Annotated in this window: 26 protein-coding genes, 1 pseudogene and 1 riboswitch; of the genes and pseudogenes, 8 read left to right on the forward strand and 19 right to left on the reverse strand. The window is 61.7% G+C overall.

Annotated elements, in window-relative coordinates:
• Positions 1-11 precede the first annotated feature (11 nt).
• The 5 genes from ACNAOT_RS13910 (at position 12) to ACNAOT_RS13930 (ending at position 6,669) form a co-directional block, all read left to right on the forward strand.
• Complete coding sequence (locus ACNAOT_RS13910; RefSeq protein ID WP_420181166.1) at positions 12-1,292, forward strand: aspartate aminotransferase family protein; 1,281 nt, start codon at positions 12-14, stop codon at positions 1,290-1,292.
• Positions 1,293-1,445: 153 nt separating this feature from the next.
• Entirely contained in the window at positions 1,446-2,561 is a 1,116-nt protein-coding gene (locus tag ACNAOT_RS13915; RefSeq protein WP_235009452.1) for a Zn-dependent alcohol dehydrogenase, read from the forward strand.
• Positions 2,562-2,766: 205 nt separating this feature from the next.
• Positions 2,767-4,263 (forward strand): aldehyde dehydrogenase family protein, encoded by a 1,497-nt coding sequence (locus ACNAOT_RS13920; RefSeq protein ID WP_056387826.1) that lies wholly within the window; start codon positions 2,767-2,769, stop codon positions 4,261-4,263.
• A gap of 154 nt (positions 4,264-4,417) precedes the next feature.
• Positions 4,418-5,689 (forward strand): M20 metallopeptidase family protein, encoded by a 1,272-nt coding sequence (locus ACNAOT_RS13925; protein WP_420178312.1) that lies wholly within the window; start codon positions 4,418-4,420, stop codon positions 5,687-5,689.
• A 242-nt stretch (positions 5,690-5,931) separates the two neighbouring features.
• The gene (locus tag ACNAOT_RS13930) at positions 5,932-6,669 is read left to right on the forward strand and encodes a hypothetical protein (RefSeq protein WP_056387831.1); all 738 of its coding nucleotides are present in this window, start codon (positions 5,932-5,934) and stop codon (positions 6,667-6,669) included.
• Positions 6,670-6,879: 210 nt separating this feature from the next.
• Here ACNAOT_RS13930 and ACNAOT_RS13935 read toward each other — a convergent pair.
• From ACNAOT_RS13935 to ACNAOT_RS14000, 14 genes and pseudogenes are all read right to left on the reverse strand, one after another.
• Positions 6,880-7,563: pseudogene (locus ACNAOT_RS13935) on the reverse strand (magnesium chelatase domain-containing protein); the annotation flags it as partial.
• On the reverse strand, positions 7,563-7,928 hold the full coding sequence (locus ACNAOT_RS13940; protein WP_420178313.1) for a YraN family protein: 366 nt from the start codon (positions 7,926-7,928) through the stop codon (positions 7,563-7,565). The pseudogene ACNAOT_RS13935 and the gene ACNAOT_RS13940, both read right to left, overlap by 1 nt.
• Positions 7,929-8,042: 114 nt before the next feature.
• A complete protein-coding gene (locus ACNAOT_RS13945; RefSeq protein WP_026005632.1) occupies positions 8,043-8,387 on the reverse strand; it encodes a DUF2469 domain-containing protein in 345 nt (114 codons plus the stop codon).
• A gap of 68 nt (positions 8,388-8,455) precedes the next feature.
• Entirely contained in the window at positions 8,456-9,226 is a 771-nt protein-coding gene (locus ACNAOT_RS13950; RefSeq protein WP_420178314.1) for a ribonuclease HII, read from the reverse strand.
• A gap of 17 nt (positions 9,227-9,243) precedes the next feature.
• Positions 9,244-10,116, reverse strand: coding sequence for a signal peptidase I (gene lepB / locus ACNAOT_RS13955; protein WP_420178315.1), 873 nt, complete (start codon positions 10,114-10,116; stop codon positions 9,244-9,246).
• On the reverse strand, positions 10,117-10,794 hold the full coding sequence (gene lepB, locus ACNAOT_RS13960) for a signal peptidase I (RefSeq protein ID WP_420178316.1): 678 nt from the start codon (positions 10,792-10,794) through the stop codon (positions 10,117-10,119). It lies immediately after the preceding gene.
• A gap of 80 nt (positions 10,795-10,874) precedes the next feature.
• A complete protein-coding gene (gene rplS, locus ACNAOT_RS13965; protein ID WP_014922079.1) occupies positions 10,875-11,228 on the reverse strand; it encodes a 50S ribosomal protein L19 in 354 nt (117 codons plus the stop codon).
• 264 nt (positions 11,229-11,492) lie between these two features.
• A complete protein-coding gene (gene trmD, locus ACNAOT_RS13970; protein WP_420178317.1) occupies positions 11,493-12,293 on the reverse strand; it encodes a tRNA (guanosine(37)-N1)-methyltransferase TrmD in 801 nt (266 codons plus the stop codon).
• On the reverse strand, positions 12,294-12,848 hold the full coding sequence (gene rimM, locus ACNAOT_RS13975; protein ID WP_178996731.1) for a ribosome maturation factor RimM: 555 nt from the start codon (positions 12,846-12,848) through the stop codon (positions 12,294-12,296). It abuts the gene before it with no gap.
• A gap of 131 nt (positions 12,849-12,979) precedes the next feature.
• Complete coding sequence (locus tag ACNAOT_RS13980; RefSeq protein WP_011775119.1) at positions 12,980-13,222, reverse strand: RNA-binding protein; 243 nt, start codon at positions 13,220-13,222, stop codon at positions 12,980-12,982.
• A gap of 1 nt (position 13,223) precedes the next feature.
• A complete protein-coding gene (gene rpsP / locus ACNAOT_RS13985; RefSeq protein ID WP_017199647.1) occupies positions 13,224-13,643 on the reverse strand; it encodes a 30S ribosomal protein S16 in 420 nt (139 codons plus the stop codon).
• 235 nt (positions 13,644-13,878) lie between these two features.
• Complete coding sequence (locus ACNAOT_RS13990) at positions 13,879-14,331, reverse strand: hypothetical protein (protein ID WP_091468112.1); 453 nt, start codon at positions 14,329-14,331, stop codon at positions 13,879-13,881.
• Between the two features lie 86 nt (positions 14,332-14,417).
• A complete protein-coding gene (locus ACNAOT_RS13995) occupies positions 14,418-15,290 on the reverse strand; it encodes a VOC family protein (protein WP_091468115.1) in 873 nt (290 codons plus the stop codon).
• Between the two features lie 78 nt (positions 15,291-15,368).
• Positions 15,369-16,451: an amidohydrolase family protein gene (locus ACNAOT_RS14000; protein WP_420178318.1), complete on the reverse strand. Its 1,083-nt coding sequence runs from the start codon at positions 16,449-16,451 to the stop codon at positions 15,369-15,371.
• 83 nt (positions 16,452-16,534) lie between these two features.
• Positions 16,535-16,642: riboswitch (TPP riboswitch) on the forward strand.
• Here ACNAOT_RS14000 and thiC point away from each other — a divergent pair.
• Positions 16,638-18,485, forward strand: coding sequence for a phosphomethylpyrimidine synthase ThiC (gene thiC, locus ACNAOT_RS14005; RefSeq protein ID WP_420178319.1), 1,848 nt, complete (start codon positions 16,638-16,640; stop codon positions 18,483-18,485). Its footprint overlaps the riboswitch before it by 5 nt.
• On the opposite strand, the gene ACNAOT_RS14010 is transcribed toward thiC, so the two are convergent.
• Both ACNAOT_RS14010 and ffh read right to left on the reverse strand, forming a co-directional pair.
• Positions 18,468-19,190, reverse strand: coding sequence for an alpha/beta fold hydrolase (locus ACNAOT_RS14010; protein ID WP_054808948.1), 723 nt, complete (start codon positions 19,188-19,190; stop codon positions 18,468-18,470). The two genes, thiC and ACNAOT_RS14010, sit on opposite strands and share 18 nt — an antisense overlap.
• 64 nt (positions 19,191-19,254) lie before the next feature.
• Positions 19,255-20,835, reverse strand: a complete 1,581-nt coding sequence (ffh, locus tag ACNAOT_RS14015) for a signal recognition particle protein (RefSeq protein ID WP_420178320.1) — start codon at positions 20,833-20,835, stop codon at positions 19,255-19,257.
• A gap of 30 nt (positions 20,836-20,865) precedes the next feature.
• On the opposite strand from ffh, the gene ACNAOT_RS14020 reads away from it, so the two are divergent.
• Positions 20,866-22,365, forward strand: a complete 1,500-nt coding sequence (locus tag ACNAOT_RS14020; protein ID WP_420178321.1) for a glucose-6-phosphate dehydrogenase — start codon at positions 20,866-20,868, stop codon at positions 22,363-22,365.
• A gap of 110 nt (positions 22,366-22,475) precedes the next feature.
• Here ACNAOT_RS14020 and ACNAOT_RS14025 read toward each other — a convergent pair whose 3' ends face one another.
• Together ACNAOT_RS14025 and ACNAOT_RS14030 are read right to left on the reverse strand one after the other, a co-directional pair.
• Entirely contained in the window at positions 22,476-22,814 is a 339-nt protein-coding gene (locus ACNAOT_RS14025; RefSeq protein WP_011775128.1) for a P-II family nitrogen regulator, read from the reverse strand.
• Positions 22,811-24,142: an ammonium transporter gene (locus ACNAOT_RS14030; protein ID WP_420178322.1), complete on the reverse strand. Its 1,332-nt coding sequence runs from the start codon at positions 24,140-24,142 to the stop codon at positions 22,811-22,813. Before ACNAOT_RS14030 ends, ACNAOT_RS14025 begins: the two co-directional genes overlap by 4 nt.
• Positions 24,143-24,406: 264 nt before the next feature.
• Between ACNAOT_RS14030 and ACNAOT_RS14035 the strand changes: the two genes are divergently transcribed.
• Complete coding sequence (locus ACNAOT_RS14035) at positions 24,407-25,645, forward strand: MFS transporter (protein ID WP_420178323.1); 1,239 nt, start codon at positions 24,407-24,409, stop codon at positions 25,643-25,645.
• Here ACNAOT_RS14035 and ftsY read toward each other — a convergent pair.
• Positions 25,638-26,843 (reverse strand): signal recognition particle-docking protein FtsY, encoded by a 1,206-nt coding sequence (ftsY, locus tag ACNAOT_RS14040; protein ID WP_091468133.1) that lies wholly within the window; start codon positions 26,841-26,843, stop codon positions 25,638-25,640. The genes ACNAOT_RS14035 and ftsY overlap by 8 nt on opposite strands.
• Positions 26,844-26,862 lie beyond the last annotated feature (19 nt).

The following is a 26,862-nucleotide window of genomic DNA, read 5'->3' on the forward strand; positions in this document are numbered from 1 at the left end:
GGCGCCAGTATCTGGATGGTTCAAGCGGCGCCATGACCGCCAGCATTGGCCACGGTGTGGAGGAGATTGCTGAGGCGGTGAAAGAACAGTGCCGCCGCGTGGCTTTTACGTATAGAACCCAGTTCACCAACCTGCCCGCTGAAGAACTTGCCCGCCGGCTCACCGACATTGCTCCCGGGGACCTCGATATGGCTTTTTTCGTCAATAGCGGGTCAGAAGCATCCGAATACGCCATCCGCACCGCAGTGAGCTACTGGCGCGAAAGGGGGCTCCCAGGCAAAGTCAAAATCCTTGGCAGGACCATCAGCTATCACGGCATGACAATGGGCGCCCTGTCGATGTCCGGGCATGCAGCACGTCGCCCCGACTACGGATCCTTGCTGCATGCGTTCTCCTTCGCCCCGCCGGCCTACGCATACCGCTTCGCCCTGCCAGGCGAGAGCGAGGAAGCGTACGCTGCGCGGGCTGCGAAAGCCTTCGAAGATGCCATTCAGAAGGAGGACCCCGGCACAGTCGCGGCAGTCATCGTCGAACCAATCGTAGGAGCCGCCGGCGGAGTCCTCACACCTCCAGCGGGCTACTTCGCCCGGCTTCGGAAAATCTGTGATCGGCTGGACGTGCTGATGATCATCGATGAGGTCATTACCGGAATGGGGCGCACGGGCGACTGGTTCGCGAGTTCCTACGAGGACGTCGTGCCGGACCTTCTTCTTATCGGCAAAGGAATGAGTGCCGGTTACTCCCCTGTTGCTGCCGTCTTGCTGCGGAGCCACATCGTTGAGTCGTTCAGAGAGGGCAGCGGCGTCGCGCCGTTCGGCCACACCTTCTCGGGGAACCCCCTGGGGGCAGCAACCTGCCTGGCGGTCCTGGACTTTATGGAACGCGAGGATATCCTAGCGAACGTCCGGCAACGGGGGAAGCAGCTCGAGGAGGGTCTGCTCTCCCTGGCAACAAGGTACCGCTGCATGGCAGATGTCCGTGGGCGGGGCCTGCTCTGGGGCTTCGAGTTCGTTATGGACCAGGAAAGCAAGCAGGCACCCGATCCTGCGCTGGGAGCGGCCAACGCATTCGTGCAGGAATGCCTGGCCCAAGGGCTCATTGTCTATCCGGCCGGTATCGCCCCGCTGAACAACGCCGTGATCCTGTCCCCGCCCTTGGTGATCACCGAAGAGGAGACACGCGTACTGCTGGCGAAGCTGGAGAAAGCCCTCCGCGCCATGGAACGCCACGTTAAGCGCTGGGCAACCGTGGGTGACGACCGGCATGGATCCCGAGTTGGAACCGGAAGCTGACTCTCATCCCGGCCGTTCCACAGTGGAGCCGGAGGTCAGGTTGCACATAGTGGTCGTAAAGGCTGTTCCCTCCACACACTTTTGAAACTCGACCAGGGCTGAAGATGGTCGAAGCGACCCATCTGCCAGCACCTCAACCATCAAGGAAGCCAAGTGACTACACCGATTCTTGCCGCCGTGCTGGAAAAGCCCGGAGCCCCTCTTCAGATCCGCGAACTGCTGCTTGACGATCCGGAGGACAATGAGGTTCTCATCCGGACTGAGCGAGTGGGCCTTTGCCACAGCGATCTGCACTATATAAAGGGGTCGCTGGATATCTCCCTGCCGGTAGTCCTCGGGCATGAAGTCGCAGGCATTGTCGAGCGCGTCGGTTCTGCGGTCACAAGAATTAAGACCGGTGACCGGGTCGTGGCAACGGTCACCCCCTCCTGTGGGGCATGCCGCAACTGCATAAGCGGGCGCCCGACCCAGTGCGAACGGGTCGACTCGATGCGTGAGCGGCATCGACCCAGGCTGCTCGCACCTGATGGATCAAGCGTTGAGTCGCTCGGCGGTATCGGCGCATTTGCAGAAGCCTTCCTTGTGAAGGAGGCATCCGTTGCAGTGGTCGGCTCGTATCTGCCTCCCCAGGTGGCGTGTCTTCTCGGTTGCTGCATTAGTACAGGAGTAGGCGCGGTTATTCACGGCGCAAAGGTAGGGCCAGAGGATACTGTTGCCGTAATCGGTTGCGGCGGTGTCGGCATAGCAGCCATTCAAGGTGCCAGGTTGGCTGGGGCACGACGAATCATTGCCATTGACGCCGTGCCGGCGAAGCTGGAGCTCGCCCGCAACTTCGGTGCCACGGACACTGTTGTCTCATCACCCGACCCGACAGAAACACTCATCCAGGTCCGATCACTACTTCCCCAAGGTGTCAGCCATGCAATCGAGGCCGTGGGCCGCAGCCAGACAGCGGAACTCGCCTTTTCGCTCCTGAGCCCGAACGGAACCGCCACCATCCTCGGTCTCATGCCCACAGGGTCCGAACTGCGTATCCCCGCAGATGCACTCGTCTACGGCGACCGACACCTGCAAGGCGCCTACATGGGCGCGAACAGGTTCCTCAGCGACGTCGACATGTTCACGGACCACTACCTGAACAACCGACTGGATCTCGATGCAATGGTCACCAAGGAACTGCCCTTCGAACGTATCAACGAGGGATTCGAAGCGATGGCAGAAGCCTCGACGATCCGAGTTGTGCTGAACATGACCGACAGGCAATCGTGATCCGGGCAACCTGAAGACCATTCAACAGCTGACTATTACGCCGATCATGATCTGATTTTCCGCCACGGCCAGCGTCGGAACGAAAGCTGCGCAACATGGCGCTGCAAATCCTCCCGAACATAAACGGTCAACGTCAAGGCTCAGCCCCTGCCGTCGCTGGTCCCGGACGACAAAGACAACAACGAAAACCAGAGGAGCACCTTGAATGACTGCTGAAGGACTAACACAACTGACCGCTATCACCCCCGACCTTGTCGAGCAACGCTCCTTTGTCGATGGCGCATGGCTGCAGCTCGACGAAAACGGCCGCTACCTTACCAACCCAAATACGGGCGAACCTCGGCAGCCGATGCGAAAGACCGGAAAGGCTGACGTCGAGTGCGCACTCGCCGCAGCGGCGACACTGCACGAGTCCGGGACGCTTGAAGACATCAAACTCCGGGACCGTCTTAAGCTCCTGACGAAGGTAGCCGCATCTCTCGATGCTCAGAGCGAAGAAATCGCGCTGCAGGACAGCATCAACACGGGAGTCCCTATCCGGACCACTCGCCTGATTGCCGGTGCACTCGGGGACAGAGTCCGGGGTACTATCGCTGAAGCGGAGCAGCTTGGCGAGTCGGAGACCCTGGACGGCGGTGACCGGTCTGTGGTCATCCTGCGCAAGCCCCTCGGCCCGGCCCTCATCGTTGGCCCCTGGAATGCTCCAACCTTCACCGTGGTAGGCAAGGTGGCGGCAGCAATGGCGGCTGGCTGCCCGGTCATCCTCAAACCCTCCGAGAACGCCCCCGGAGGTTGCCAGCTCTTCGCCGAATCGATCGTCGCCGCCATGACCGAACTCGATTACCCGAGCGCCGCGTTTCAACTGGTTCATGGGAATTCGGAGACAGGATCACTGCTGACTTCGGATCCCCGCATCGAGGCTCTTTCGTTTACCGGCGGCGATTCGGCAGGCCGCACAGTCGCGCAGGCTGCAGCGTCCAATCTCGCTGTCATGCAGATGGAGCTCGGATCCAACAATCCCGTGATCATTCTGGATGATGCCGATGTCAGCTCAGCGGCACAGTCCATTGTGCAGGGCATGACCCGTCTCAATGGCCAGTGGTGCGAGGCGCCCGGCAAGGTACTGGTTGACGGGTCGATTCACGACCGTTTCGTTGAAGCTATGAAGTTCGAACTCAGTAAGCTTCGGGTAGGAAATGCCTTGGATGAGACAACGCAAGTGGGTCCCCTGGCGTTTGAGCGGCAGCGTGATGGTTTGAAAGCCGCAGTGAATCGACTCCTCGAACTGGGGGGAACGCTGGTCACTGGCGGCGACCTACCGGATCTAGACGGCTGGTTCCTGGCACCGGGGATGATTGTCGGATGTCCCGCCGGAGCCGCCACGGAAGAACTCTTCGGGCCGCTGGTCACGGTACATTCCGTGCATTCCGTTGAAGAGGCGCTTAGCCATGCAAACGGACCGGCAACCGGTCTTGATGCCTACGTATTCGGTGGCGACGAAACACGGGCCATCGACGTTGCATCCCGTATCCGTGCCGGGGAGGTCCGCATCAACGGCACGTTCATGAGCGACCTGGCCGGCAATTCGCGCCAGAGTTTCTGGGGTACCAGCGGTATCGGAGGCCACGGTCCCCAGTACGGCGTACGCTTCTTCACCGGCGACCGCGTGGTTGGCGTGGACAGGACGGATTTCCCGCTCTAGGGGCCATATCCGACCCCAAAAGCGTAGGCGAGGCTGCACTGGGCCTGGGACAAAGATTCCGGGAACGTGACGCGTGGCTCAGACGGGGGCTCCGCGTCCTCTCGGGAAAGCAGCAGGCCAAGGCCTTGGCAACATGAGACGAGAAAGTCCTTCAATGACAGATACTTCAACGACAGATACGGTGCGGCTTTCAACGCTGAGCTTCCTTGAGGGCGCCGCAGCGGCGATCCCGGCCCTTGAAACCGACCTGGTCGATTTCCGTAGGGAAATGCACGCCGATCCTGAAGTCGGCCTGTATCTGCCCCGCAGCCAAGCCCGGGTCCTTGAGGCACTCAAGGGACTCGATCTCGAAATAAGCCTGGGAAAAGCAGCCTCGTCCGTGGTAGCGGTACTACGTGGCGGGGCCACCCAGGCCCCCGTCGGGAGCCGCCCCACTGTACTACTCAGAGGCGACATGGACGCCCTTCCTCTGGCTGAAAAGACGGGGATATCCTTTGCCTCGACCAATGGAGCGATGCATGCCTGCGGCCATGACCTGCATACAGCGGGCCTGATTGGTGCCGCCCGCCTGCTCTCGTCCGTACGTGACAGCCTGACCGGCGACATCATCTTCATGTTCCAACCGGGGGAGGAAGGACATGACGGGGCCCGCATCATGCTGGAGGAAGGCGTTCTTAACGCAGCCGGGAGGCGGCCGGATGCTGCCTACGCCCTGCATGTCGTTTCGGACATCCCGTCAGGCGTGTTCACGACCCGGGCCGGCTCCTACATGGCAGCCTTCGGAGATCTGTCCGTCAAGGTTATCGGGCGTGGTGGGCACGGTTCGCGCCCCTTCCAAGCTCTGGATCCCATACAGGTAGCTGCTGAAATGCTTGGCGCGCTACAAACGTACATCACCCGGCGATTCAACGTTTTTGATCCCGTGGTACTGTCCGTGGGCCAATTCCATGGCGGTTCCGCCTCTAATGTCATACCTGATTCGGCGGAATTCAGGGCCAGCGTCAGGTCTTTCAGCCCCGGTGTCGAAGCGCGGCTCGCACAGGAGTTGCCGGATCTTATCCGGCAACTGGCGACCGCTCATCAGCTGACAGCCGAGGCAACGTTCACTCCGGTTATGCCGGCCACCGTCAATCACGACAGTGACGCCGAACTCTGGGGCAGGACCGCACGGACGTTCTTCGGAGAGCACCGGTTCGTGCCCAGCCCGTCCCCCAGGACCGGCTCTGACGATTTCTCCCGTGTCCTCGTGGAGGTCCCAGGAGCGTACGGGCACCTCGGAGCTGGGTCTCCAGATATCGACCCCATGGAGTGGGCTCCCATGCACTCGCCCAGGGCAGTGTTTGACGACAGTATCCTCGTCGACCAGACACAATTTATGGCGGGCGTGGCGCTTGGAAAGCTCCAGGAGTTGGAGGTCCTGGGGTAGCGCAGTACCGGTCTCGAAGCCCCGAATGGATGGCAGTTCAACCACTATCAGATTGGCGTACAACCCAACCGGACGTCAGACGATCCGCAAAAAATGCGTCAAGATGGGCTCAAAGTGCTCTTCCTTGACACCCAGCGGCTGAATTCTGAGATCTCAATCTGACACCTAGTGGTGGGCAGCACCGCTGTTCTTGTCGGACCTCCTGGTTAGCGTTAAGCCCGACGACACAATTAGGGGGACACATGTTTGACCGAGACACCGACTACCCAACAGCCGTAGCGAGCTACGACGACGAGGGCGTCAGCGCGGCGATCGACTGGTGCGTCGAACACATGCAGACGGATGACACGCTCTCTGTCTGGACGGCACTACAGTCGAACCTCAGCAACTGCGACGCTTTGGAGCGCCTCGTGCAGCGACACAGCAATGTGTCGCATATCACCGGTCGTGGTGGCGGTACGCCACAAGGTACCGGTCCGGTGCTGATGGCTTGGCCGGACATGGACGACATCGGGAAGCTGGTGCGCTACGGCCACGGGATCCGCGCCATCTGCGTCATCACCTGGAACGCCGACCGAATCCGCTCGTGGGTCACGGCGATGAAACCGGACATTCTTGGCGACGGCTCAGACTGGAAGACTCCCTCCGCCGAACTCGACCCGATCATTATGGAGGCTCTGAGAAGCCTGACGCTTACGGTGAACCACAACAACACGATATCGGCCGGCTTTGAGAAGGATCAGGTCGTCGGCGTACTCCTGGCGCTGCGCGACGCCAGAATCCCGATGGACGCCGACGCCATGCAGGGCTGGGCCCTTGCTCACGGGTGGGCCGGCAAGAATCCGGAGCGGCTGGCGCAGTACGTCCGGGACATCAACGGCGGGAAGCGCCCGCGAGCCCGGCACGTGCTCCGTACGGACTATATCGACTACCTGCGGCAGAAGCTGGCATCGGGTGACGATCCTGACGCTGAGGATTAGGAATCGCAGTCGGGTAGTTTCACTACCCCATCTTCTGGCTCCTCTGCGAGTCCGAAGAGCACGGCGATGTCGCTGAGTCGTCATCCCAGCTTTCGTGCATGACGGGCAGGAGCTCGGAAAGGGCTCTGTCTACCCGAGGAGCACCGCTCCGCATGGTGAGAAATGCCCGTCATTACAGGGAACACATCACATCATTACTTAAGGACATACCCCCGGCGGCCCGGTCAGCAACATGTGATGACCCCCGGCGGCAGCTACCTCCAGGGCACGTCGCGCCTCGCCCTGCCCCGACACATCGCAAAGGTCCGGCATCGTGGCTGCAACATCGTCGTCCTCGTCCAGAGCATCGGCGTCCAAGGGATTGTAATCGAGGGCGAGGTCCTTGGGATCGGCGCCAAAGTCGAAGGCAAGCCGAGCCAGCGTTTTATAACCGCGGACCTTTGCCCCGGGAACAAGGGCGGCCTCCACGGCGTTGGAGTCGGCCACCACAATATCCGGATAGCCAGCCTGAACAGCGGCCATTACGGCAGGAAGTATGCCCCGTACCGGCCTCAACCTGCCGTCCAAGCCAAGCTCCGCGATGAAGACGGTTCCACCAATTTCACGGATGTCGTTGGCGGCGCGGAGCACGGCCATAGTGATGGCGAGATCGAATCCAGAGCCCCGCTTGGGGAGGGAAGCCGGAATCAAGTTGGCCGTGATCTTCCGTCTGCTCAGCGGAATCCCGGAATTCTGCGCCGCAGATCGAATGCGTTCCTTAGCCTCATTCAAGGAAGCATCAGGGAGCCCAAGGATCACAAAGTTCGGAAGAGTTTGGCCAATGTCAGCTTCGACCTCCACGATGTAGCCGTTGAGCCCTACCAGGGCAACGCAGTAGCTGCGTCCGACCCCCATCAGCCGACACCCCGCAGATGCTCCAGCTGCGGCTCACCGACGCCGCTATCAATCACGGACACGACATCGATGCGCCTCCGCGGGGCGTTGAGGTCGTGCTCCCGGCACCACGCCGATGAGAGCCGGTGGAGACGGGCCAGCTTGGCCGCGTCCACAGCCTCAAAAGGATGTCCGAAATCCAGGCTCTTCCGGGTCTTCACCTCGGCAATTACCAAGGTGTCGCCCTCCAACGCCACAATGTCGATCTCGCCGTCCGGACACCGCCAATTGCGATCGACGATCCGCATTCCCTGGTTCTCCAGAAAACCGGCCGCCAGTGCTTCGCCGTTTCGACCAAGCAGGTCTTTTGCTCTCATGACCACCACCTCCGCTCACCAGCTTTCAGGCTGGTGGAAAGCGGCGGCAGAGGCCTATGAAGCTATGTGGGTAAACCTGGCCAAAAGGTGGTTGTGGAGGACTACTCCAGGCAGAGGCAGGCGCTAGTTACCGAGATCTCCCAAATCCCCAAGTCCGCCATCCTTCGGCAGGGCCAGCTCCTCATTTCGCGGCAACTCTTCCACGTTGACGTCCTTGAACGTGATTACCCGGACGTTCTTCACGAAGCGCGCCGAGCGGTAAACGTCCCAAACCCAGGCATCCTGCAGGGTCAGGTCAAAATAGACTTCACCGTCCGCGCTGCGCGCCTGCAGGTCCACATGGTTGGCCAAGTAGAACCGCCGTTCGGTTTCCACTACATAACTGAACAGACCGACAACGTCCCGGTACTCGCGGTAGAGCTGAAGCTCCATGTCGGTTTCATAGTTCTCAAGGTCCTCGGCGCTCATAGTTCCATCTTGCACTATCAGCCGGGCGGCCCGCGCCATGGAAGCCGGCAGCGCCGCTCAAGGTGACGTCAGAGGAGTTCCGGCCCAGTGAGGTTCCAGCTCGTCCGGTGGTACGCGCTTGGGCCCTGCAGCCGGATCATCTCCCGGTGGGCAGAGGTGGCGTAGCCTTTGTTCTCGTTCCAGCCGTAGGCAGGAAGTTCCGAATGCAGGCCCACCATGATGCGGTCCCGGGCCACTTTGGCCAGGACGCTGGCTGCGGCAACACTGAGGCAACTCATATCGGCCTTGACCTTGGTATGGACAGGCGCTTCGCACCACGGTCCCGAGTCGGGCGTATCGAAGAGAGAGGCCTGAACCTCGGCCGACAACCAGTTGTGGCTGCCATCAAGCAGCACCGCATCAGGCGTAACGCCGCCAGCCAGGATCTCGAACCAGGCGCGGGTTCCGGCCAAACGGAGCGCCGCGATGATGCCGATCCGGTCAATCTCCCGGGACGATGCGTGCCCAACGGCGGAGGCCACGGCCCATTCCCGAACCAGTGGTTCCAGCCTGTCGCGATCCTCAGGCTTGAGCAGTTTGCTGTCCCGGACGTCTGCCAACAAGCCGTGGTTCTCGAGGTTGACCACGGCAATTCCCACACTCACAGGACCAGCCAATGCTCCCCGCCCAACCTCATCCACGCCGGCCAACAAGCGCACTCCGGAGGACAAGAAGGATCGTTCGACGTCAAGGGTAGGGAAACCCACCGGGTTCTTGGCCTTGGTGGTGGATTTCGCCGTCGTCTTGGACGCGGCTTTGACCTTCGCCTTGCCCTTCGTGCCGCTAGCCGTTGTTGCCATTACTTTGCCGGGATGCCTTACTTTGACGAGGTGCCTTCAGGGACGTCACGGAAAACGTCCTGATAGTTATCGAGGATGGTCCAGCGGTTGATCGGCCAAGCGATGACCGTGGCCTTGCCTTCGACGTCCTCAATGTTAATGAAGCCGCCATTTACTTCCTGGTGCGCCCGGGAGTCCTCTGAGTGGTTTCGGTTATCGCCCATCACCCATACCTTTCCTTCCGGAACGACGACGTCGAACGTCATGGGCGAAGGCACTTCTGCCGGGTTGATATAGGTCTCGTTGACAGGCACACCGTTGATCGAAAGACGGCCCTCTGCATCGCAGCAGGAAACTCTGTCACCCGGGAGTCCGATGATGCGCTTAACAAGGTGTTGCTCGTTGTCATCAGGAGCCAAACCTACGAACTCCAGACCGTCTCCCACCCAGTCCATGGGTCCGGCCGGCTTCTTGGCCACAGGCGGCAACCAAGCCTGGGCATCCTTGAAGACCACAACATCCCCGCGCTCAAGATCGAATGGCCCGGGAACCAGGAGATTAATGAAGATGCGATCGTTGACGTCCAAGGTGCTTTCCATGGACTCGGAAGGAATGTAAAACGCCCTGAACAGGAAAGTTTTGAGAAGGAAGGACAGCACCAGCGCAATCGCCACCACGGTGACGATCTCCTTGACCCACACGAGCAGGGGGTTTTTGCGCGGCTTCTCTGCAGCGTGGGCGCCGCCTTCAGAATCACGGGAACGGGGCTCGTCCGCGGCGTCGCGCGAGCCGGATGTGACGCCGTCGACCTGGCGCGGCTCAGCCACACCGGCGGCGGCACTTGCCGTTCCGTCCGAGAGCCGGGCGTCGTCGTCGTACCGCTCGGGATTCTCAGGAGCTTTGTCCGGCATTTACTGTCCGTTCTTCGATGATGTTTCAGCCTGCGCTGAGCGAGGCATCCCTGCAAATCTATCAAGTGGCCAAACAATCTGGACCGGTCGCCCGATAACACGCTCGACCGGGACCATGCCGCCACCCGGCGCCCCCAGTAGTCCACGGGAATCAGCAGAACGCGAACGGTGGTCACCCATGAGCCATAGTCGGCCATCGGGAACTACGACGTCGAATTTCTGCGTGCTGGGTTCATCCCCCACATACAGATATGGTTCCTCAAGAATCTGACCATTGACCGTGAGATGCCCTGCTGCGTCACAGCACTGGACGTGGTCGCCCCCGACCCCAATGACCCGCTTGACGTATGTCGTGTCACTGCCGGTGAGCCCGAACCATTGGCTTGCAGCCGACACCGCGTCAACGAATGGGCTCTGACCGCTGCTCAAGGGTGCGAAGGAACCGCGGCCGTCGAAGACCACAACGTCCCCGCGGCGGATCGGATCGGCGCTGAAGGCCGTCCGCGAAACCAGGATCCTGTCCCCTTCAACGAGGAGGGGCTCCATGGACTCGGACGGAATGTAGTAGACATCCAGCCACAAGGACCGGACCAGGCCGCTGATCGCGACGGCCAGCACCAGTGCGAGCAAAACAAAACGCCAGCCCTGTTTACGGGGCTGGCGTTCTGTTGTGTCCATGACTCGTATCCCTGTTGCGTTGCGGATTGCTCCGGAACTACCGGGCACGAATCCTGGACCCGTTGCGTAAGTCGCGGGACTTACTTGGCGAAGTCGCGCTTTTCCTTGATCTTCGCAGCCTTACCGCGCAATGCGCGCATGTAGTAAAGCTTCGCGCGGCGGACGTCACCCTTGGTGACGACCTCGATCTTGTCGATGATCGGGGAGTGTACCGGGAAGGTACGCTCTACGCCGACACCGAAGGAAACCTTGCGCACGGTGAAGGTTTCGCGAACGCCGTCACCCTGGCGGCCCAGGACGAAGCCCTGGAATACCTGGACACGGGAGTTCTTGCCTTCGATGATGTTGACGTGAACCTTGAGGGTGTCGCCCGCGCGGAACTCCGGAACATCGTTACGCAGCGAGGCTGCATCTACGCTATCGAGGATATGCATTAATCCACTCCTGGTGAACGCCACAGGTCATTCACTTTGGGTTACGGCAGACAAGCCCGGGCATGAAAGCAACCGGAAATCCCTGCCGAAGTTTCTTAGTGTCCAGCTCCGCCACTGATTGGCGTCGCCGGGTTGTCCGACTGTTGGCTGAACTCCCCCTGTGGCAGGTGTCAGCCCAGCAGACACAAGGGTTAATTCTGCCATAGTCGCCACCATCCGGCCAACTGCCATGACTCCCGCAACGTTCGACGGCGGAAAGTGGACTTAGTTTTCGGCGTCGCCGGCCGGCCTGGCACGGAGGCGGCCGTCAACGACGTCGTACCCAAGGTCCGCGAGGGCCGTACGGTCCGCGCGACTCAACACACCGGCGTCGAACCCCTCCATCAGATCAGGCCTGCGCTCAGCCGTCCGGCGGAACTGCTCGTGGCGCCGCCACTGGGCAATTTTGCCGTGGTTACCGCTGAGGAGGATCGGGGGGACGTCGTGTTCCCGCCACGCCGACGGTTTGGTGTACACGGGATACTCCAGGAGGCCATCGGAGTGGGACTCCTCTACCAAGGACTCGGGGTTACCAACCACGCCGGGAAGAAGGCGGCCAATGGCCTCGACCATGGCCAACACGGCCACTTCTCCGCCGTTGAGGACGTAGTCACCGAGACTTACGGGCCGGACCGTGAAGCGTTCCTGCGCCCAATCGATGACGCGCTCGTCGATGCCTTCGTAACGTCCGCAGGCGAAGACCAGCTGCTCTTCTTCGGCTAGCTCATAGGCCAAGGCCTGGTTGAACTTCTCCCCTGCCGGCGAAGGGACAATCAGCACCGGCTTGGAGCCTTCGCGGGCTGCGGCAACCGATTCGAGGGCCTGCGCCCATGGCTCCGGTTTCATGACCATCCCAGCGCCGCCACCGTACGGCGTGTCATCTACAGTCCGGTGCTTGTCCGTGGTGAAGGTGCGTAGATCGTGGACGTTGAGCTCCAACAACCCGTCCTGGCGGGCCTTGCCGATGAGCGAAAGCTCGAGCGGGGCGAGGTACTCAGGAAATATGCTGACGACATCGATCCTCATTCAGGCATCATCCCCGGCGTCGTCCGTGGGCTCCTTGGGGTTCTCGTCGTTGATCTCAAAGAGCCCCGTCGGCGGGGTGATAAGTATGTACCCACCCTCGACGTTGACTTCCGGAACAATTTCCTCGACGAAGGGAACCAGGATTTCCTTGCCGTTGTCGGCCTTGACCGTCAATAGATCCTGAACGGGCAGCGTGGTGAGAGCGGCAACCTTGCCCACCACTTGCGAACCTACCCGGGCCTCCAAGCCAACGAGCTCGTGCTCGTACCAGCCCTCATCATCGTCTTCGTCGTCGAGTTCCTCGGTTTCGATGAAGAGCTTCGCTCCGCGAATGACCTCGGCGGCATTGCGGTCGGCAATTTCTTCGAAGCCAAGCAGGAGGATGTCCTTGTTCCACCTGGCACTGCGGATGGTCAAAGGTCCAGCGGAGGCGGGCTCAACGACGAACTCCGTTCCGGCGACGAAGCGCTCGGAGGGGGCATCGGTGAGAACCTGCACCGTAACCTCGCCGCGGATGCCATGGGGTTTGCCGATCCGGGCCACCTGGAGCTGCATGGGTTCCTCTGAATTCTTGTAATGTCCGCGCCACCGGGCGGCAACGGACAGGAAAATGTGGATAAAGCAATCCGGCCCCTCCACCATATTCGGTGAAGGGGCCGGATCTAAGACAAGTATTGCTGAGCGCGTTACCGGCGACGGTCGGTGTCGACGACGTCGACCCTGACCTGCTCGCCACCAGCCAAGGCTGCAACCACAGTGCGCAATGCGCGTGCGGTGCGTCCCTGACGGCCGATCACCCGTCCGAGGTCCTCCTGGTGAACACGCACCTCGAGGGATTCCCCGCGGCGGTTGTTCTTGGCACTGACCTTGACATCCTCAGGGCTGTCAACGATCCCACGGACCAAGTGCTCGAGCGCTTCTGCCAGCAACTTACTCAGCCTCGGTGGTCTCTGCTTCAGCCTCGGCCGGAGCTTCGGCTTCGTCCTTCTTGGCCTTCTTGGTGATGGCTTCCGGAATGATGACGGAACCCTTCTCCGGGGCTACGAAGGCTTCCTTCGGAGCTTTGGTCTTCAGGGTGCCTTCCTGGCCCGGCAGGCCCTTGAACTTCTGCCAGTCACCGGTGATCTTGAGGATCGCGGCAACCTGCTCGGTGGGCTGGGCGCCAACGGAAAGCCAGTACTGGGCGCGCTCGGAAGCGACCTCGATGTACGACGGCTCTTCGGTGGGGTGGTACTTGCCGATTTCTTCAATGGCACGGCCATCGCGCTTGGCGCGGGCATCCATGACGACAATGCGGTAGTACGGTGCGCGCATCTTACCGAAGCGCTTAAGGCGAATCTTTACGGCCACTTTTGTGGTCACTCCTGTTTCTGAAACGAGGTGAACCCGACGTTTTGCACCCGTGGGGCGGGCCATACTTGACGGTTCGAAGGACAAGATACGAGCACGGAGAGAGGGGCCGCACCGATCGAGTACCTGTCTATTGTGCCAGATGCCCGGAGCAAATACGACTCAGCCCACGTCGAGCGGCGTGTTCTTGCCCACTCCCCCGAATAAAACGTGCCGCATGGTCCGCGTCAATGCATCATTCAGACCAGACGAAGAGTCCGGAGCGTTCCGCCTTTTCGACATCCGTGGCGAGGGCGGCCAACTGCTGGACATACTGGCGCGATCGGGCTGCATCAAACGGCATATCGTCCTGCGCGGCCCAGGCAGCAGCCACGTCATCGAGGACGTTCGCGTCGCCTTCGCTTTCATAGGTGAGCAGTTCGGCCAACGCCCTCACCATGGCTTCAGGAACCCCAAGAAGGGCATCACTGGTGACATCAACCAGGGCAAGCTCATAGTCAGCTCCGGCGGCGTGGACAGCTTGTCCTGCGAGGTCGCCCAACTGCTCCACCTCGAAGTCGGTGATTCCCTCAATCCTCACGGCAGGGCCGGTTACATCGGCACCCTTTTCAAGGGCAGCTGCCCGCTTGAGTGCTTCATCGTGGGTGGCTACAAAAATTTCGGCAAAGCCCATGGAGAGTACTCTCATTCCTTCGTGCTGACGGGGCGGCGGCACGAATCCGAATGGCTCCGTGCCGTCACTGCCCAGCCTAGTGCAGGAGAAGCGGCAAGCTGCTAGCGGACGGCAACCCGCAGCTTGTTCCGCCAAGGGTCCTCAAACTGAAGCTCGGCCCCGGTGTGCTGATGCTGCACTCCTGCAACCTTCAGGCGATCCGCCAACGCTGCGACGTCGTCACTTCCGGGCACTTCGATCAGAACCTCCCCGAGTCCGAGAGTGTCCTTTCGGGGGCCGGCTCCGCGGCTGTTCCAGACGTTCATGGCCATGTGATGGTGGTAGCCGCCGGCGGAAACGAACAACGCCTGGCCATGCCAGCCTGCGGTCCGCTCGAAGCCGAGGGTCTCCACATAGAACTTTTGCGCAGTTTCGACGTCACCCACCTGCAGGTGCACGTGCCCGATCCCGGCAGCGGCCTCGCGTTGACCCGTCACTGCAGCTTCACTCAGGTGCTGCTGGAGGAAGCGCTGCGGAGGCAAGGCCACATTGTCCATCACAACATTGCTGCCGTCCCACTGCCAGAGCTCACGCGGCTTGTCGTAGTAAAGCTCAATTCCGTTGCCTTCGGGGTCAGTGAAGTAGAACGCTTCGCTCACCAGGTGGTCGGCGCTGCCTGCGAAAGCACGAGGTTCGTACTCCGCCGCCGTAGCAATAGTCGCGGCCAGCGACGGCTGATCCTGGAACAGGATTGCCGTGTGGAACAGACCGGCCTCTCCCCGCCCGGGAATCTGCAGTCCCGCAGCGGGGGCAAGGTGGACAACGGGCTTGGCTACGCGTCCGAGGTACAGGCCACCATCCTGCTCAGCCACGACTTCCAGGCCAAGTGCTCGCTGATAGTAGTCGCTCATGACCTTCATGTCGCCCACCTTGAGCATGACGGTGCCCATGGTGAGTTCGGCAGGCAGAAGATCCTGGCTGAATGATGAGGTCATGTGAAGCTCCCGGTTCTGAGGTGGCCGCGCATCGGCACCTTCTTACCTATCTAAATTACTTGAAGCTTCAATTTATTCCTAACGAACGACATTACCCCTGAGCACGACATGTTTGAGCGCCGCGATGGTACCCGGATGACGGCGTGGATCGTCACTGCACAGCACGACGTCGGCACTTGCGCCTTCGCTGATGCCCTCGACTCCCAGCCACTCACGGGCGCCCCAGGCGGCGGCGTGCAGGACCGCCGCCGGCGGAAGGCCGGCGTCGTGCAGTTCCATCATTTCGTCCGCAATCCTGCCGTGTTTGATCACGCTACCGGCGTCGGTACCGGCATAGACGGAAACCCCCGCTTCGAAGGCCTCCAGCACACGCTCGCGACGACGCTCCCAGAGACGCATCATGTGGTCCGCGTACTCCGGAAACTTCGGCGCTGCCTGGGCTGCGATATCCGGGAAGGTAGCGATGTTGACCAGGGTGGGGACGATGGGCACTGACTGTTCCACCAAACGGGGAAGGTGCCGCGGAAGGAGTCCGGTGGCGTGCTCTATGCAGTCGATGTTGGCGTCGAGCATGTCATCGATGGTGTCCTCGCCGAAACAATGCGCGGTGACCCTTGCTCCCTCATCGTGGGCCGCGGAAATGGCTTCCTTGACGGTCTTCGCGGGGAACGAGGCAGCGAGGTCTCCAACGCCGCGATCGATCCAGTCGCCCACAAGTTTCACCCAGCCATCTCCGTCACGGGCTTCCTTTCGGACCGTTTCCACTAGTTCCCGCGGCTCAATTTCATGACCCAAACCGCGAAGATAACGCCGACTCCGGGCGATATGCCGACCCGACCTGATCAGTCGCGGCAGGTCCGTTCGTTGCTGCACCCAGCGGGTGTCGGCGGGCGATCCGCAATCGCGGATCAGCAGCGTTCCGGCGTTGAGGTCTGCTTGGGCCTGGGCGAGCGTTGCCTGTTCATCCACCGCTCCTCCAAGGCCGAGTCCGATGTGACAGTGGGCATCAACCAAACCTGGCAGGACCCAGCCATCCAATATCCTGTCCGGCGTCGCACCGGGACGCTCAAACGTCAGTATGCCGTCTACGGACCACAGCCCCTGGCGCTCTTCGTCTGCCGATACGAGCGCAGGTCCGCTGAATTCGATGATGTTGGCCATGGCAAAAGCGTAACGGGAGCGGCGTGTTGGAGCCTGGTGCCTGCATGTGACTGGGAGCCCGTCGGGAGCTGTGGTAGCTTCGTCTACGACCACACGGGGGCCCCTGCAGGGGCTGAGATCGGACTGACGCAGTCTGCGACCGTTGAACCTGTCCGGGTAATGCCGGCGAAGGAAGTGAGTATTCCCTTGAGCACCACAGAAACACAGCACAGCCCTGCCCAAAACCAGACGAATACTGTCCAAAATACGGCGGAAACTGTAACGCAATCCCTGAAGTCCCATTCGTTGGCTTGGCTGGAAGACCCAGGTAACGGCATACGGGTCCCCGTCACGGAGATCGCCTTGGAGCCATCTCCCAATGGGCAAGCAAACAAGCCTCTGCAGGTATACCGAACAGCGGGACCCGGAAGCGATCCCGTGGTGGGCCTGGATCCTTTCCGTGCACCATGGATCGAATCCCGCGGAGATACGGAGGCTTATTCGGGGCGGGAAAGGAACCTGCTCGACGACGGTAAGTCCGCGGTTCGGCGTGGAGCCGCGTCAGCGGAGTGGAAGGGTGCGCAACCGGTGCCGCGCCGCGCCGTCGCGGGTAAGACCGTCACGCAAATGCACTACGCGAAACAAGGCGTCGTGACTCCGGAGATGCAGTTCGTTGCGTTGCGGGAGAACTGTGACGTTGAGCTGGTCCGCAGCGAAGTCGCCGCGGGAAGGGCAATTATTCCGAACAACATCAACCACCCTGAATCCGAGCCGATGATCATTGGCAAGGCATTCTTGGTCAAGATCAACGCCAACATCGGCAACTCGGCAGTCACCAGCTCCATTGCAGAGGAAGTGGACAAACTGCAGTGGGCAGCCCAGTGGGGCGCTGACACGGTGATGGACCTCTCCACCGGAGATGACATCCACACCACTCGCGAGTGGATCATCCGCAACTCGCCCGTTCCGATCGGAACAGTGCCTATTTACCAGGCACTTGAGAAGGTAAACGGGGAGGCCAACCAGCTGACGTGGGAGATCTTCCGCGATACCGTGATCGAGCAATGCGAGCAGGGTGTGGACTATATGACCATTCACGCTGGCGTTCTGCTGAGGTACGTGCCCTTGACCGCCAACCGCGTCACGGGCATCGTTTCCCGCGGCGGATCGATTATGGCCGGGTGGTGCCTGGCACACCACCAGGAGAACTTCCTTTACACGCACTTTGATGAGTTGTGCGAAATCTTCGCCAAATACGATGTCGCGTTCTCCCTGGGTGACGGTCTCCGCCCGGGTTCCATCGCCGACGCCAACGACGCCGCGCAGTTCGCCGAGCTTGATACGCTCGCGGAGCTGACCCAGCGGGCGTGGGAATTCGACGTGCAGGTCATGGTGGAGGGACCCGGGCACATTCCCTTCCATCTGGTGCGGGAAAATGTGGAGCGTCAGCAGGAACTCTGCAACGGTGCGCCGTTCTACACGTTGGGGCCGTTGGTTACCGATATCGCCCCCGGCTATGACCACATCACGTCAGCAATCGGCGCCACGGAGATTGCCCGCTACGGCACGGCGATGCTCTGCTACGTGACCCCCAAGGAGCATCTGGGGCTTCCCAACAAGGACGACGTCAAGACCGGTGTCATCACGTATAAGATCGCGGCTCACGCAGCGGACCTCGCCAAGGGACATCCGGGGGCCCATGAGCGTGATGATGCTCTTTCCAAGGCACGGTTCGAGTTCCGCTGGAGGGACCAGTTCGCTTTGTCCCTTGACCCGGTCACGGCAGAATCCTTCCACGACGAGACCCTGCCCGCCGAGCCGGCGAAGACCGCGCATTTCTGCTCCATGTGCGGCCCCAAGTTCTGTTCGATGCGCATCAGCCAGGACATCCGTGACGAGTATGGTTCGGCAGAGTCGCAGGCCGCAATCGCCGGGATGTACAGCGGGATGCGGGAAAAGAGCGAGGAGTTCCTGGCCTCCGGCGGAAAGGTCTACCTGCCGGAACTTCAGGTCCCAACGAACTTAAACGGAAGCAGTTCAGGAAGCCTGAGCTGACATGGCTCGTCCGACGTCCGCGATGAATGAGCGGATTGCCTGATCGCCATCAACTGAATCCTGGGGCCGGTGTCCACCCGCTGCCACGCGGCGGAGGGCGCCGGTCTCCTGGAGATAGCCGGCGATTTCCTCGTACAAGGGCTCCCAACCGCCAGTGAGAACCAGCGTGGGAACGCCCGGCACAATGTGAAGCGGAGCCTCCCATGGCGGTGCTTGGAGCCGGAGCCTGTGTGCTGACCGTCGCGCCTCCGGAGTGTCCAGTCCGCCGGTCTCGGCGGAGAAAGCACGCCGGTAAAACTCACGCTGGTAATCGGCGTCGTTGAGCTGGTTTCGCACGTCGAACAGCGGTTCCATGAGGGCCCGATAGGAAGCAGTCGCCGGAAGCTCAGCGGTCAGGGACAAACAGGACGGCTCTACCAAGCAAAGTGAGTGCACCAAGTCCGGGCGCTCGACGGCTGCCAGCATGGCGGAAATTGCACCTTGTTCATGGGCAACGATGTGACCGCCACCGGAATCGACCAACGCATTGATCAGTATTGCGACGTCCGCCGCCACGTTGGATTCCACCGGTTCGGCCATAGCGTCAAAGCCGTGCCGCCGAAGGAAGAGTGCATCATAAGCAAGGGCCATGCCATGCTGCTTCGGCCATGCCGCAGCACCGAAACTTCCCAGGCCATGGACGAAGACTACGCGCTGCTTATGCATTGGTTCAGCCTATTCCACGGCTCTGACATCCCAACTGCGACGCGGTTGGGATGTCAGCCACGGACTACTTGCCCAGGAACTTGTCGAAGCCCTTGGGGAGGTTGAGCGATGAGGGATCGAAGTCTGCTGCGCCTTGGCCGAAAGCCGCGCCTGTGGGGGCTGCCGAGGCTGCATTCGCCCGCTTGGCTTCGGCATCCCGCAGCTCTTGGGCTGCCTTGGCAGGGTTGCCCGAGCGCGCCTTCTTCTTGGGCGCGTTCTTGCCGCCCTTGCGTCCGCCGCCGGGGCCGCCAAGGCCAGGCATCCCGGGCATACCCGGCATGCCACCGCCCTGAGCGAGCTTCTTCATCATCTTCTGGGCCTGGGCGAACCGCTCCAGCAGGCCGTTGACCTCAGACACGTGTACACCGGAACCCTTGGCGATACGTGCGCGGCGGGAACCGTTGATGATCTTCGGAGCCACACGCTCGTGCGGAGTCATGGAGCGGACAATCGCCTCGACGCGGTCGATCTCTTTTTCGTCGAAGTTCTCCAGTTGCTGCCGGATGTTTTGCGCACCCGGCATCATCATGAGCATCTTCTTCATGGAGCCCATGTTGCGGATCTGCTGCATCTGGGCGAGGAAGTCGTCCAGGGTGAAGTCTTCCTGGTCAGCGAACTTCTTCGCCATCCGGGCGGCTTCGTCTTTGTCCCACGCCTTCTCAGCCTGTTCGATCAGGGTGAGGACGTCACCCATGTCCAGGATGCGGGAGGCCATGCGGTCCGGGTGGAACAGTTCGAAATCGTCCAGGCCTTCACCGGTGGACGCGAACATGACCGGCTTACCGGTCACGGACGCTACCGAAAGCGCGGCACCACCGCGGGCGTCGCCGTCGAGCTTGGAGAGCACGATACCCGTGAAGTTGACGCCTTCATCAAACGCCATCGCCGTGTTGACGGCATCCTGGCCAATCATTGAGTCGATGACGAAAAGGACTTCGTTGGGGATGATCGCCTGACGGATGCGGCGGGCCTGATCCATCATCTCGGCGTCGACGCCAAGGCGGCCGGCGGTATCAACGATCACGACGTCGTGCAGCTTCTGGCGCGCTTCCTCGACGCCGGCCTTGGCTACGGCTACCGGGTCACCGGCAGGGTGCTCGAGCTCGGACGTAGCACCGGGGTGCGGAGCGAACACGGGGACGCCCGCGCGCTGACCAACAACCTGGAGCTGGGTCACTGCATTGGGTCGCTGAAGGTCACAGGCCACCAGCATGGGGCTGTGCCCTTGGGCCTTGAGCCACTTGGACAGCTTGCCGGCGAGGGTGGTCTTACCGGCACCTTGGAGGCCGGCAAGCATGATGATGGTGGGGCCGGTCTTGGCCAGGCGGATGCGGCGGGTTTCGCCACCGAGGATCTCCTTGAGTTCCTCGTTGACGATCTTCACGATCTGCTGGCTCGGGTTCAGTGCTCCCGAGACTTCAGCACCCAAAGCGCGTTCGCGGATACGGCCAGTGAACTCGCGGACCACGGATACGGCAACGTCCGCATCCAACAAGGCACGGCGAATCTCGCGAACGGTGGCATCGACATCAGCCTCGGTGAGGCGGCCCTTGCCACGAAGGTTCTTGAAGGTTGCTGTCAACCGGTCAGAGAGTGAATTGAACACGCGCCGTGCACTTCTTTCGATGGTCTACGAATGGCGGCCAATGCGGCACGCCATAGTCTTGACGATTCTTGCCCCGGCAAATATGTCTCAACTACGGGACTCGACTATCTAGGGTACCAAGTCGCACCTGCAAGATGGCATGCTGGCACAGTGACCAGCAAAACAACTGTAAAAACGTTGCTCATCCTCGGCGCGTCCGGGGACCTGACAGGCAGGCTGCTCCTGCCCGGGCTTGCCGGACTCCTGGCTTCCGGCCGGGCGCCCGGACTTCGGCTGGTCGGGGCGGGTTCCGACCCTTGGTCCCCTGAACAGTGGCAGGAACGGGTTCATGGCGCCTTTGCTGCGGCGTCGGATGCAGCCGACGCAGGAGGCCGCGCTGCACTGGCTGCTGTAGCCGCAGCAACCGAATACCATCAGCTCGATGTCACGGCAGACGGGCCTTTGGCGGAGCTGCTGGCCAGGTTGGAAGGCCCGGTAGCCATTTACTTCGCCCTGCCGCCGCACATCAGCCAGAAGGCTTGCGAGGTTCTCCATGAGGATCAGCTACCAGCGGGAACACGCTTGGTGATGGAAAAGCCATTCGGTTCGGGAACAGAATCTGCGCACGCGCTGAACAAGACGCTGGCCGCACTGGTGCCCGAGGACCACATCCACCGCGTGGACCATTTCCTGGGCAAAGCCACGGTGCTGAACATCCTGGGACTTCGTTTCGCCAATACGTTCCTGGAACCGGTGTGGAACCGCCACCACATCGAAAAAGTAGAAGTCATCTTTGACGAGGACCTGGCACTTGAGGGCCGCGCCCGGTACTACGACACCGCCGGGGCGCTCCGCGACATGATCCAAAGCCACCTCCTGCACATCATGGCTTTCCTGGCCATCGACGCGCCGGCCACCATCGAAGAACGGGACCTGCGCGACGCCGTGGCGACGGTCCTGCGGGCCAGCAGCATCAAAGCCCCGTACGCCGATTCCACACGCCGGGCCCGATACACCACGGGAACCCTCGGAGAACGAACGGTGCCGGATTACGCTGCCGAGGAAGGCGTGGACCCGGCCCGCAACACTGAAACCCTTGCAGAGGTCCGGGTGGACATCGACAACTGGCGTTGGAAGGGTGTCCCGTTCATCCTTCGCTCCGGCAAAGCCATGGGACGCCGACGCAAGGAGGCCGTGATCACCTTCCGTCCTGTCCCCCACCTGCCCAAAGGATTTTCGGGCGTGGACTCCCCCAACCAGCTGCGGATCGGTTTCGGTCCGGACGTGCTCCAACTCGACGTCGACGTGAACGGCCCCGGCGACATCTTCACGCTGGACCGCGCTAGTTTGGTGGCCGAGCTCAACGCAGCCGGAATGCTGCCTTATGGAGAGGTGCTGGAGGGCATCCTCAACGGCGACCCGTTGTTGTCCGTTCGGGGCGATACCGCCGAAGACTGCTGGCGGATCATCGAGCCTGTTCTTCGCGCCTGGGAGGGCGGCGACGTCCCGCTTCAGGAGTACGACGCCGGCAGCGCCGGGCCGGCGGACTAGCCCACCGTCGTCGAGGACTAAAGAAGGTGTGACGGATAGACACCGCCAACACGGCAAGCGGGCCGGGTACCTTGAACTGGTACCCGGCCCGCTGTGTGTGACTGAAGGACTTAGATTGCGGCTGCGCCGCGCTCCCCGGTCCTGACCCGGACTGCTTCGTAGACATCCACGGTCCACACCTTGCCGTCACCGGCGCGGCCTGTGTTTGAGCTGGCGATGAGGACATCCAGGATGTCGTCTGCCTGCTCATCCGTGGCGAGGACCTCGATGCGGATCTTGGGCAGCAGGTCCACGTTGTACTCGGCTCCGCGATACACCTCCGTGTAGCCGCGCTGACGGCCGTAGCCACTGGCCGCGCTGACCGTCAGGCCCTGGACCCCGTATGACTCGAGGCCTTCCCGGACTGCTTCAAGCTTTTCGGGACGGACGATCGCTGTAATGAGCTTCATGCCTGGACACTCTCCTTGCCTTCTGCGGGGGTCTTGGCTGCTTCGGGGTCGGACTTTCCAGTCACTGCATTGTGCAGCGGCTGGAAGCTGCCACCGTGGCCATTGACGCCGAACTCGTATGCCGTCTCAGCGTGGAGGCTGAGGTCGACGCCAACATTCTCCTGCTCCGTGGAGACCCTGAAGCCCATGGTCTTGTGGATGGCGAAGGCAATGATGGCGGTCATGATGGCGGAGAAAGCGATGGCGATGCCGGCCGCTGCGAGCTGTGCCCACATCTGCGTCATGCCGCCGCCGTAGAACAGTCCGCCACCGACTCCGTCAGTGGACTTGGCGATGAAGCCAAGGGCCACGGTGCCGATAATGCCGGAGACGAGGTGGACGCCTACTACGTCCAAGGAGTCATCGAAGCCCCAACGGAACTTCAGGCCAACTGCCAGGGCAGAGGCAACGCCTGCAACTACGCCCAGGCCGAGGGCGCCAACGGGGTCTACGTTTGCGCAGGCCGGGGTGATGGCTACAAGCCCGGCTACAACACCGGACGCTGCGCCGAGCGACGTCGGGTGGCCGTCACGAATGCGTTCGGTGATGAGCCATCCGATCATGGCTGCTGCAGGGGCTGCCAGGGTGTTGATCCAGATCAGGCCCGCCTGTTCTGCGGTGGTTGCTGCGCCGCCGTTGAAACCGAACCAGCCGAACCAGAGAATCGCAGCGCCGAGCATCACGAACGGGATGTTGTGGGGGCGGTGGTTCGGGTCCTTGCCGAACCCGCGGCGGTTACCGATGATGAGGACCAGAACGAGTGCCGCGACACCCGCGTTGATGTGGACTACGGTGCCGCCGGCAAAGTCGATGGCCGGGCCGAGGGCCTTGCCAATGGCGCCTTCGGGACCGAACAAGCCGCCGCCCCAGACCATGTAGGCCAGCGGGCAGTAGACCAGGGTGACCCAGACCGGAACGAAAATGCTCCAGGCGCCGAACTTTGCGCGGTCTGCGATTGCGCCGCTGATAAGGGCGACGGTGATGATGGCGAAGGTGGCTGCGTAGCCGATCTTGATCATCGCGTCCGGCGTGGTTTCAACTCCGGCAAGACCGAAGGCAGCAAAGGGGTTGCCCACGATCTGCATGAAACCTTCACCGGAGCTCATGGAAGCGCCCCACAGCACCCAGACGACGCCCACGATACCGATGGAGATGAAGCTCATCATCATCATGTTCAGTGCTGCTTTGGCGCGTGTCATGCCGCCGTAGAAAAATGCCAGACCAGGTGTCATGAACAGCACAAGCGCCGCCGCCACCATGACCCATACGTGACCTGCGGTAAGTTCCATGGTGCACGTTCCTCTCTTGCTAGATCTGCGGTTCAACCGCTGTCCTGACGCCGTTTGCGTCCTGCTTAAGAGTTTTGTGCCGCCGTGTTTCACCTGCGCAGGTTTTACATTGCGGGCTCGTTACAACAACCTCCCCAACGTAAATGGTGCATATCCCCGGTGTTACGGATATGTTTCAGGCGTCGGACTTCACCGGAAATACCCGGTTTTGGACCACATACACCTCAGCAGCCCCAGAGATCCCACCAGAAGGACCAGCACCGTATGACCGAGTCGCCCAGATCCGTCAAAGCCCCAAGGATCAGGCCGGAGAAAGCTCCCCTTCCGCGCGATATCAAGGTGATGTTGGTCGCAGCGTTCCTGATCGCCCTGGGCTTCGGCTTGGTGGCCCCCGTACTGCCGCAGTTCGCTACGACGTTCGATGTTGGTGCCACGGCCGCCGCGGTGATCGTCAGCATCTTCGCGTTCATGCGGTTGGTCTTCGCACCTGCAGGCGGCGCCTTGATTGGACGGTTCGGTGAGCGGAACGTCTACGTCACCGGTTTGTTGATCGTGGCCGTCTCCACCGCGGCATGCGCTTTCGCGCAGGACTATTGGCAACTACTGATCTTCCGGGGCCTCGGAGGGGCCGGCTCTGTGATGTTCACCGTTGCCGCCATGGGACTGCTCATCCGCCTCGCACCGCCCGAACGTCGGGGCCGCGTGTCCGGGGCTTACGCCTCCGCATTCCTGATCGGAAGCGTCCTGGGTCCGGTCGTGGGCGGTTTGCTGGCAGGCTTCGGCCTCCGGGTACCGTTCCTTGCCTACGCAGGAGCGTTGTTGGTGGCGGCCTTGGTGGTGCGCACCATGCTCAGCGGAGAAGGCAACGCGGCCGAGAACGCCACACCTGCCCCGGCCATGACGCTCAAGGAAGCCCTGGCGGACTCCGCTTACCGCGCCGCCATATTTTCGAGCTTTGGCAACGGCTGGGTGACCTTCGGCGTCCGAATGGCCACCATCCCGCTGTTCGCCGTGGCCGTCCTGCAGTCAGCGCCCGAGACCGCTGCCTGGGCACTGGCCATTTTTGCTGTGGGCAACGCCCTTGCCCTGACATTCAGCGGTCGGCTCGCAGACGCTTGGGGACGTAAGCCCCTGCTCATCCCAGGCTTGCTCATCACGGGCGCAGCCACCGGCGTTATAGGACTCACCACCGACCTGACTGCATTCCTCATCGCATCCGCAGTGGCGGGTTTCGGCTCCGGATTGCTGGGCCCGGCGCAACAAGCCGCCGTCGCGGATGTCATCGGTCGCGGACGCTCGGGAGGGAAAGTACTCGCCATCTTCCAGATGGCGGCCGACACGGGCGCGATTGTCGGTCCGATTGTGGCCGGTCTGCTCGCTGACCGCCTCGGCTACGGATGGGCGTTCGGCATCACCGGAGGAGTGCTCATCCTCACCGCAGTGGCATGGCTGCCGGCGCGCGAACCCTCAAAGCACTCCCCCTCCGGTGACGACGTTAGTTGAGCAGTGCGTCCACGAAGCTCTCGGCGTCAAACGGTGCGAGGTCGTCCGGGCCTTCACCCAAGCCAATGAGCTTCACCGGGACGCCCAGTGACTTCTGAATGGCCACCACGATGCCGCCCTTGGCGGTTCCATCCAGCTTGGTCAGCACGATGCCGGTGATGTTCACCACCTCCGCGAAGACGCGGGCCTGGTTGAGGCCGTTCTGTCCGGTGGTGGCGTCCAGGACCAGCAGGACTTCATCAACTTCGGCCAGCTTCTCAATAACGCGCTTGACCTTGCCAAGCTCATCCATCAAACCGGTCTTGTTCTGCAGGCGTCCTGCAGTGTCAACCATGACCACATCGACTTCCTGATCGATACCGGCCTTCACGGCTTCGTAGGCCACAGACGCGGGATCGGCGCCGTCGATGTCGGACTTGACCGTGGGCACGCCCACGCGCTGTCCCCAAGTGGCCAACTGCTCCGCAGCAGCTGCGCGGAAAGTGTCAGCGGCGCCCAACAAGACATCCTTGTCTTCGGCCACCAGCACACGTGCCAGCTTGCCTACTGTGGTGGTCTTGCCAACGCCGTTCACGCCAACAACCAGCACGACGGCGGGACGGTCAGCTTTGCGCTCGACGTTCAAGGAGCGGTCCATGGAGGGATCGACCAGCTTGATGAGCTCCTCACGGAGCATTGCCTTGACGTCCTCGGGGCTGCGCGTGCCCAGCACCTTGACGCGCTCACGCAGTGCATCGACCAGCTGCATGGTGGGTTCGGTGCCAAGATCGGCCAGGAGGAGGGTCTCCTCCACCTCGTCCCAGACGTTTTCATCGATCTTGTCGCCCGACAGCAGAGCCAGGAGGCCCTTGCCCAGGATGTTGTTGGACTTGATCAATCGGGCGCGGAGGCGGGTGAGCCTGCCTTCCACCGGCGCCGGAGTATCAATCGCGATGGTTTCGAGCCCGGCGGCGTCATCCGGGACATCCGTATCCTCCACGGTCCCGTCGAAGGTCGGGGCCGGAGCGGTCACCGCATCCGGGCGGTCCTCCACAAGAGTTCCGCCGCCTGCTGCTGATGACTGGACGGGATCGTTCGCGTCGCGTGTTCCGGGGTACTTGGCTCCGGTCTTCCGGGCTTTCATCAGTACCGGCACGAGTCCGCCGACCACTACGAGCGCAGCGAGAATGGACAGAATTATGGGTAGGAAATCGTTCACTCCCCTACCTTCTCATAAA

It is taken from the genome of Paenarthrobacter sp. TA1.8 (assembly GCF_048595705.1).
GTDB lineage: Bacteria > Actinomycetota > Actinomycetes > Actinomycetales > Micrococcaceae > Arthrobacter > Arthrobacter nitroguajacolicus.

Excerpts from the sequence above, each read along its gene's own strand:
- ACNAOT_RS13920 (WP_056387826.1), top strand. The coding sequence starts at position 2,767 with ATGACTGCTGAAGGACTAACACAACTGACCGCTATCACCCCCGACCTT.
- ACNAOT_RS13925 (WP_420178312.1), top strand. The coding sequence starts at position 4,418 with ATGACAGATACTTCAACGACAGATACGGTGCGGCTTTCAACGCTGAGC.
- ACNAOT_RS13930 (WP_056387831.1), top strand. The coding sequence starts at position 5,932 with ATGTTTGACCGAGACACCGACTACCCAACAGCCGTAGCGAGCTACGAC.
- ACNAOT_RS13945 (WP_026005632.1), bottom strand. The coding sequence starts at position 8,387 with ATGAGCGCCGAGGACCTTGAGAACTATGAAACCGACATGGAGCTTCAG.
- ACNAOT_RS13950 (WP_420178314.1), bottom strand. The coding sequence starts at position 9,226 with ATGGCAACAACGGCTAGCGGCACGAAGGGCAAGGCGAAGGTCAAAGCC.
- lepB (WP_420178315.1), bottom strand. The coding sequence starts at position 10,116 with ATGCCGGACAAAGCTCCTGAGAATCCCGAGCGGTACGACGACGACGCC.
- lepB (WP_420178316.1), bottom strand. The coding sequence starts at position 10,794 with ATGGACACAACAGAACGCCAGCCCCGTAAACAGGGCTGGCGTTTTGTT.
- rplS (WP_014922079.1), bottom strand. The coding sequence starts at position 11,228 with ATGCATATCCTCGATAGCGTAGATGCAGCCTCGCTGCGTAACGATGTT.
- trmD (WP_420178317.1), bottom strand. The coding sequence starts at position 12,293 with ATGAGGATCGATGTCGTCAGCATATTTCCTGAGTACCTCGCCCCGCTC.
- rimM (WP_178996731.1), bottom strand. The coding sequence starts at position 12,848 with ATGCAGCTCCAGGTGGCCCGGATCGGCAAACCCCATGGCATCCGCGGC.
- ACNAOT_RS13990 (WP_091468112.1), bottom strand. The coding sequence starts at position 14,331 with ATGAGAGTACTCTCCATGGGCTTTGCCGAAATTTTTGTAGCCACCCAC.
- ACNAOT_RS13995 (WP_091468115.1), bottom strand. The coding sequence starts at position 15,290 with ATGACCTCATCATTCAGCCAGGATCTTCTGCCTGCCGAACTCACCATG.
- ACNAOT_RS14000 (WP_420178318.1), bottom strand. The coding sequence starts at position 16,451 with ATGGCCAACATCATCGAATTCAGCGGACCTGCGCTCGTATCGGCAGAC.
- ACNAOT_RS14010 (WP_054808948.1), bottom strand. The coding sequence starts at position 19,190 with ATGCATAAGCAGCGCGTAGTCTTCGTCCATGGCCTGGGAAGTTTCGGT.
- ACNAOT_RS14020 (WP_420178321.1), top strand. The coding sequence starts at position 20,866 with ATGGCGGCCAATGCGGCACGCCATAGTCTTGACGATTCTTGCCCCGGC.
- ACNAOT_RS14025 (WP_011775128.1), bottom strand. The coding sequence starts at position 22,814 with ATGAAGCTCATTACAGCGATCGTCCGTCCCGAAAAGCTTGAAGCAGTC.
- ACNAOT_RS14030 (WP_420178322.1), bottom strand. The coding sequence starts at position 24,142 with ATGGAACTTACCGCAGGTCACGTATGGGTCATGGTGGCGGCGGCGCTT.
- ACNAOT_RS14035 (WP_420178323.1), top strand. The coding sequence starts at position 24,407 with ATGACCGAGTCGCCCAGATCCGTCAAAGCCCCAAGGATCAGGCCGGAG.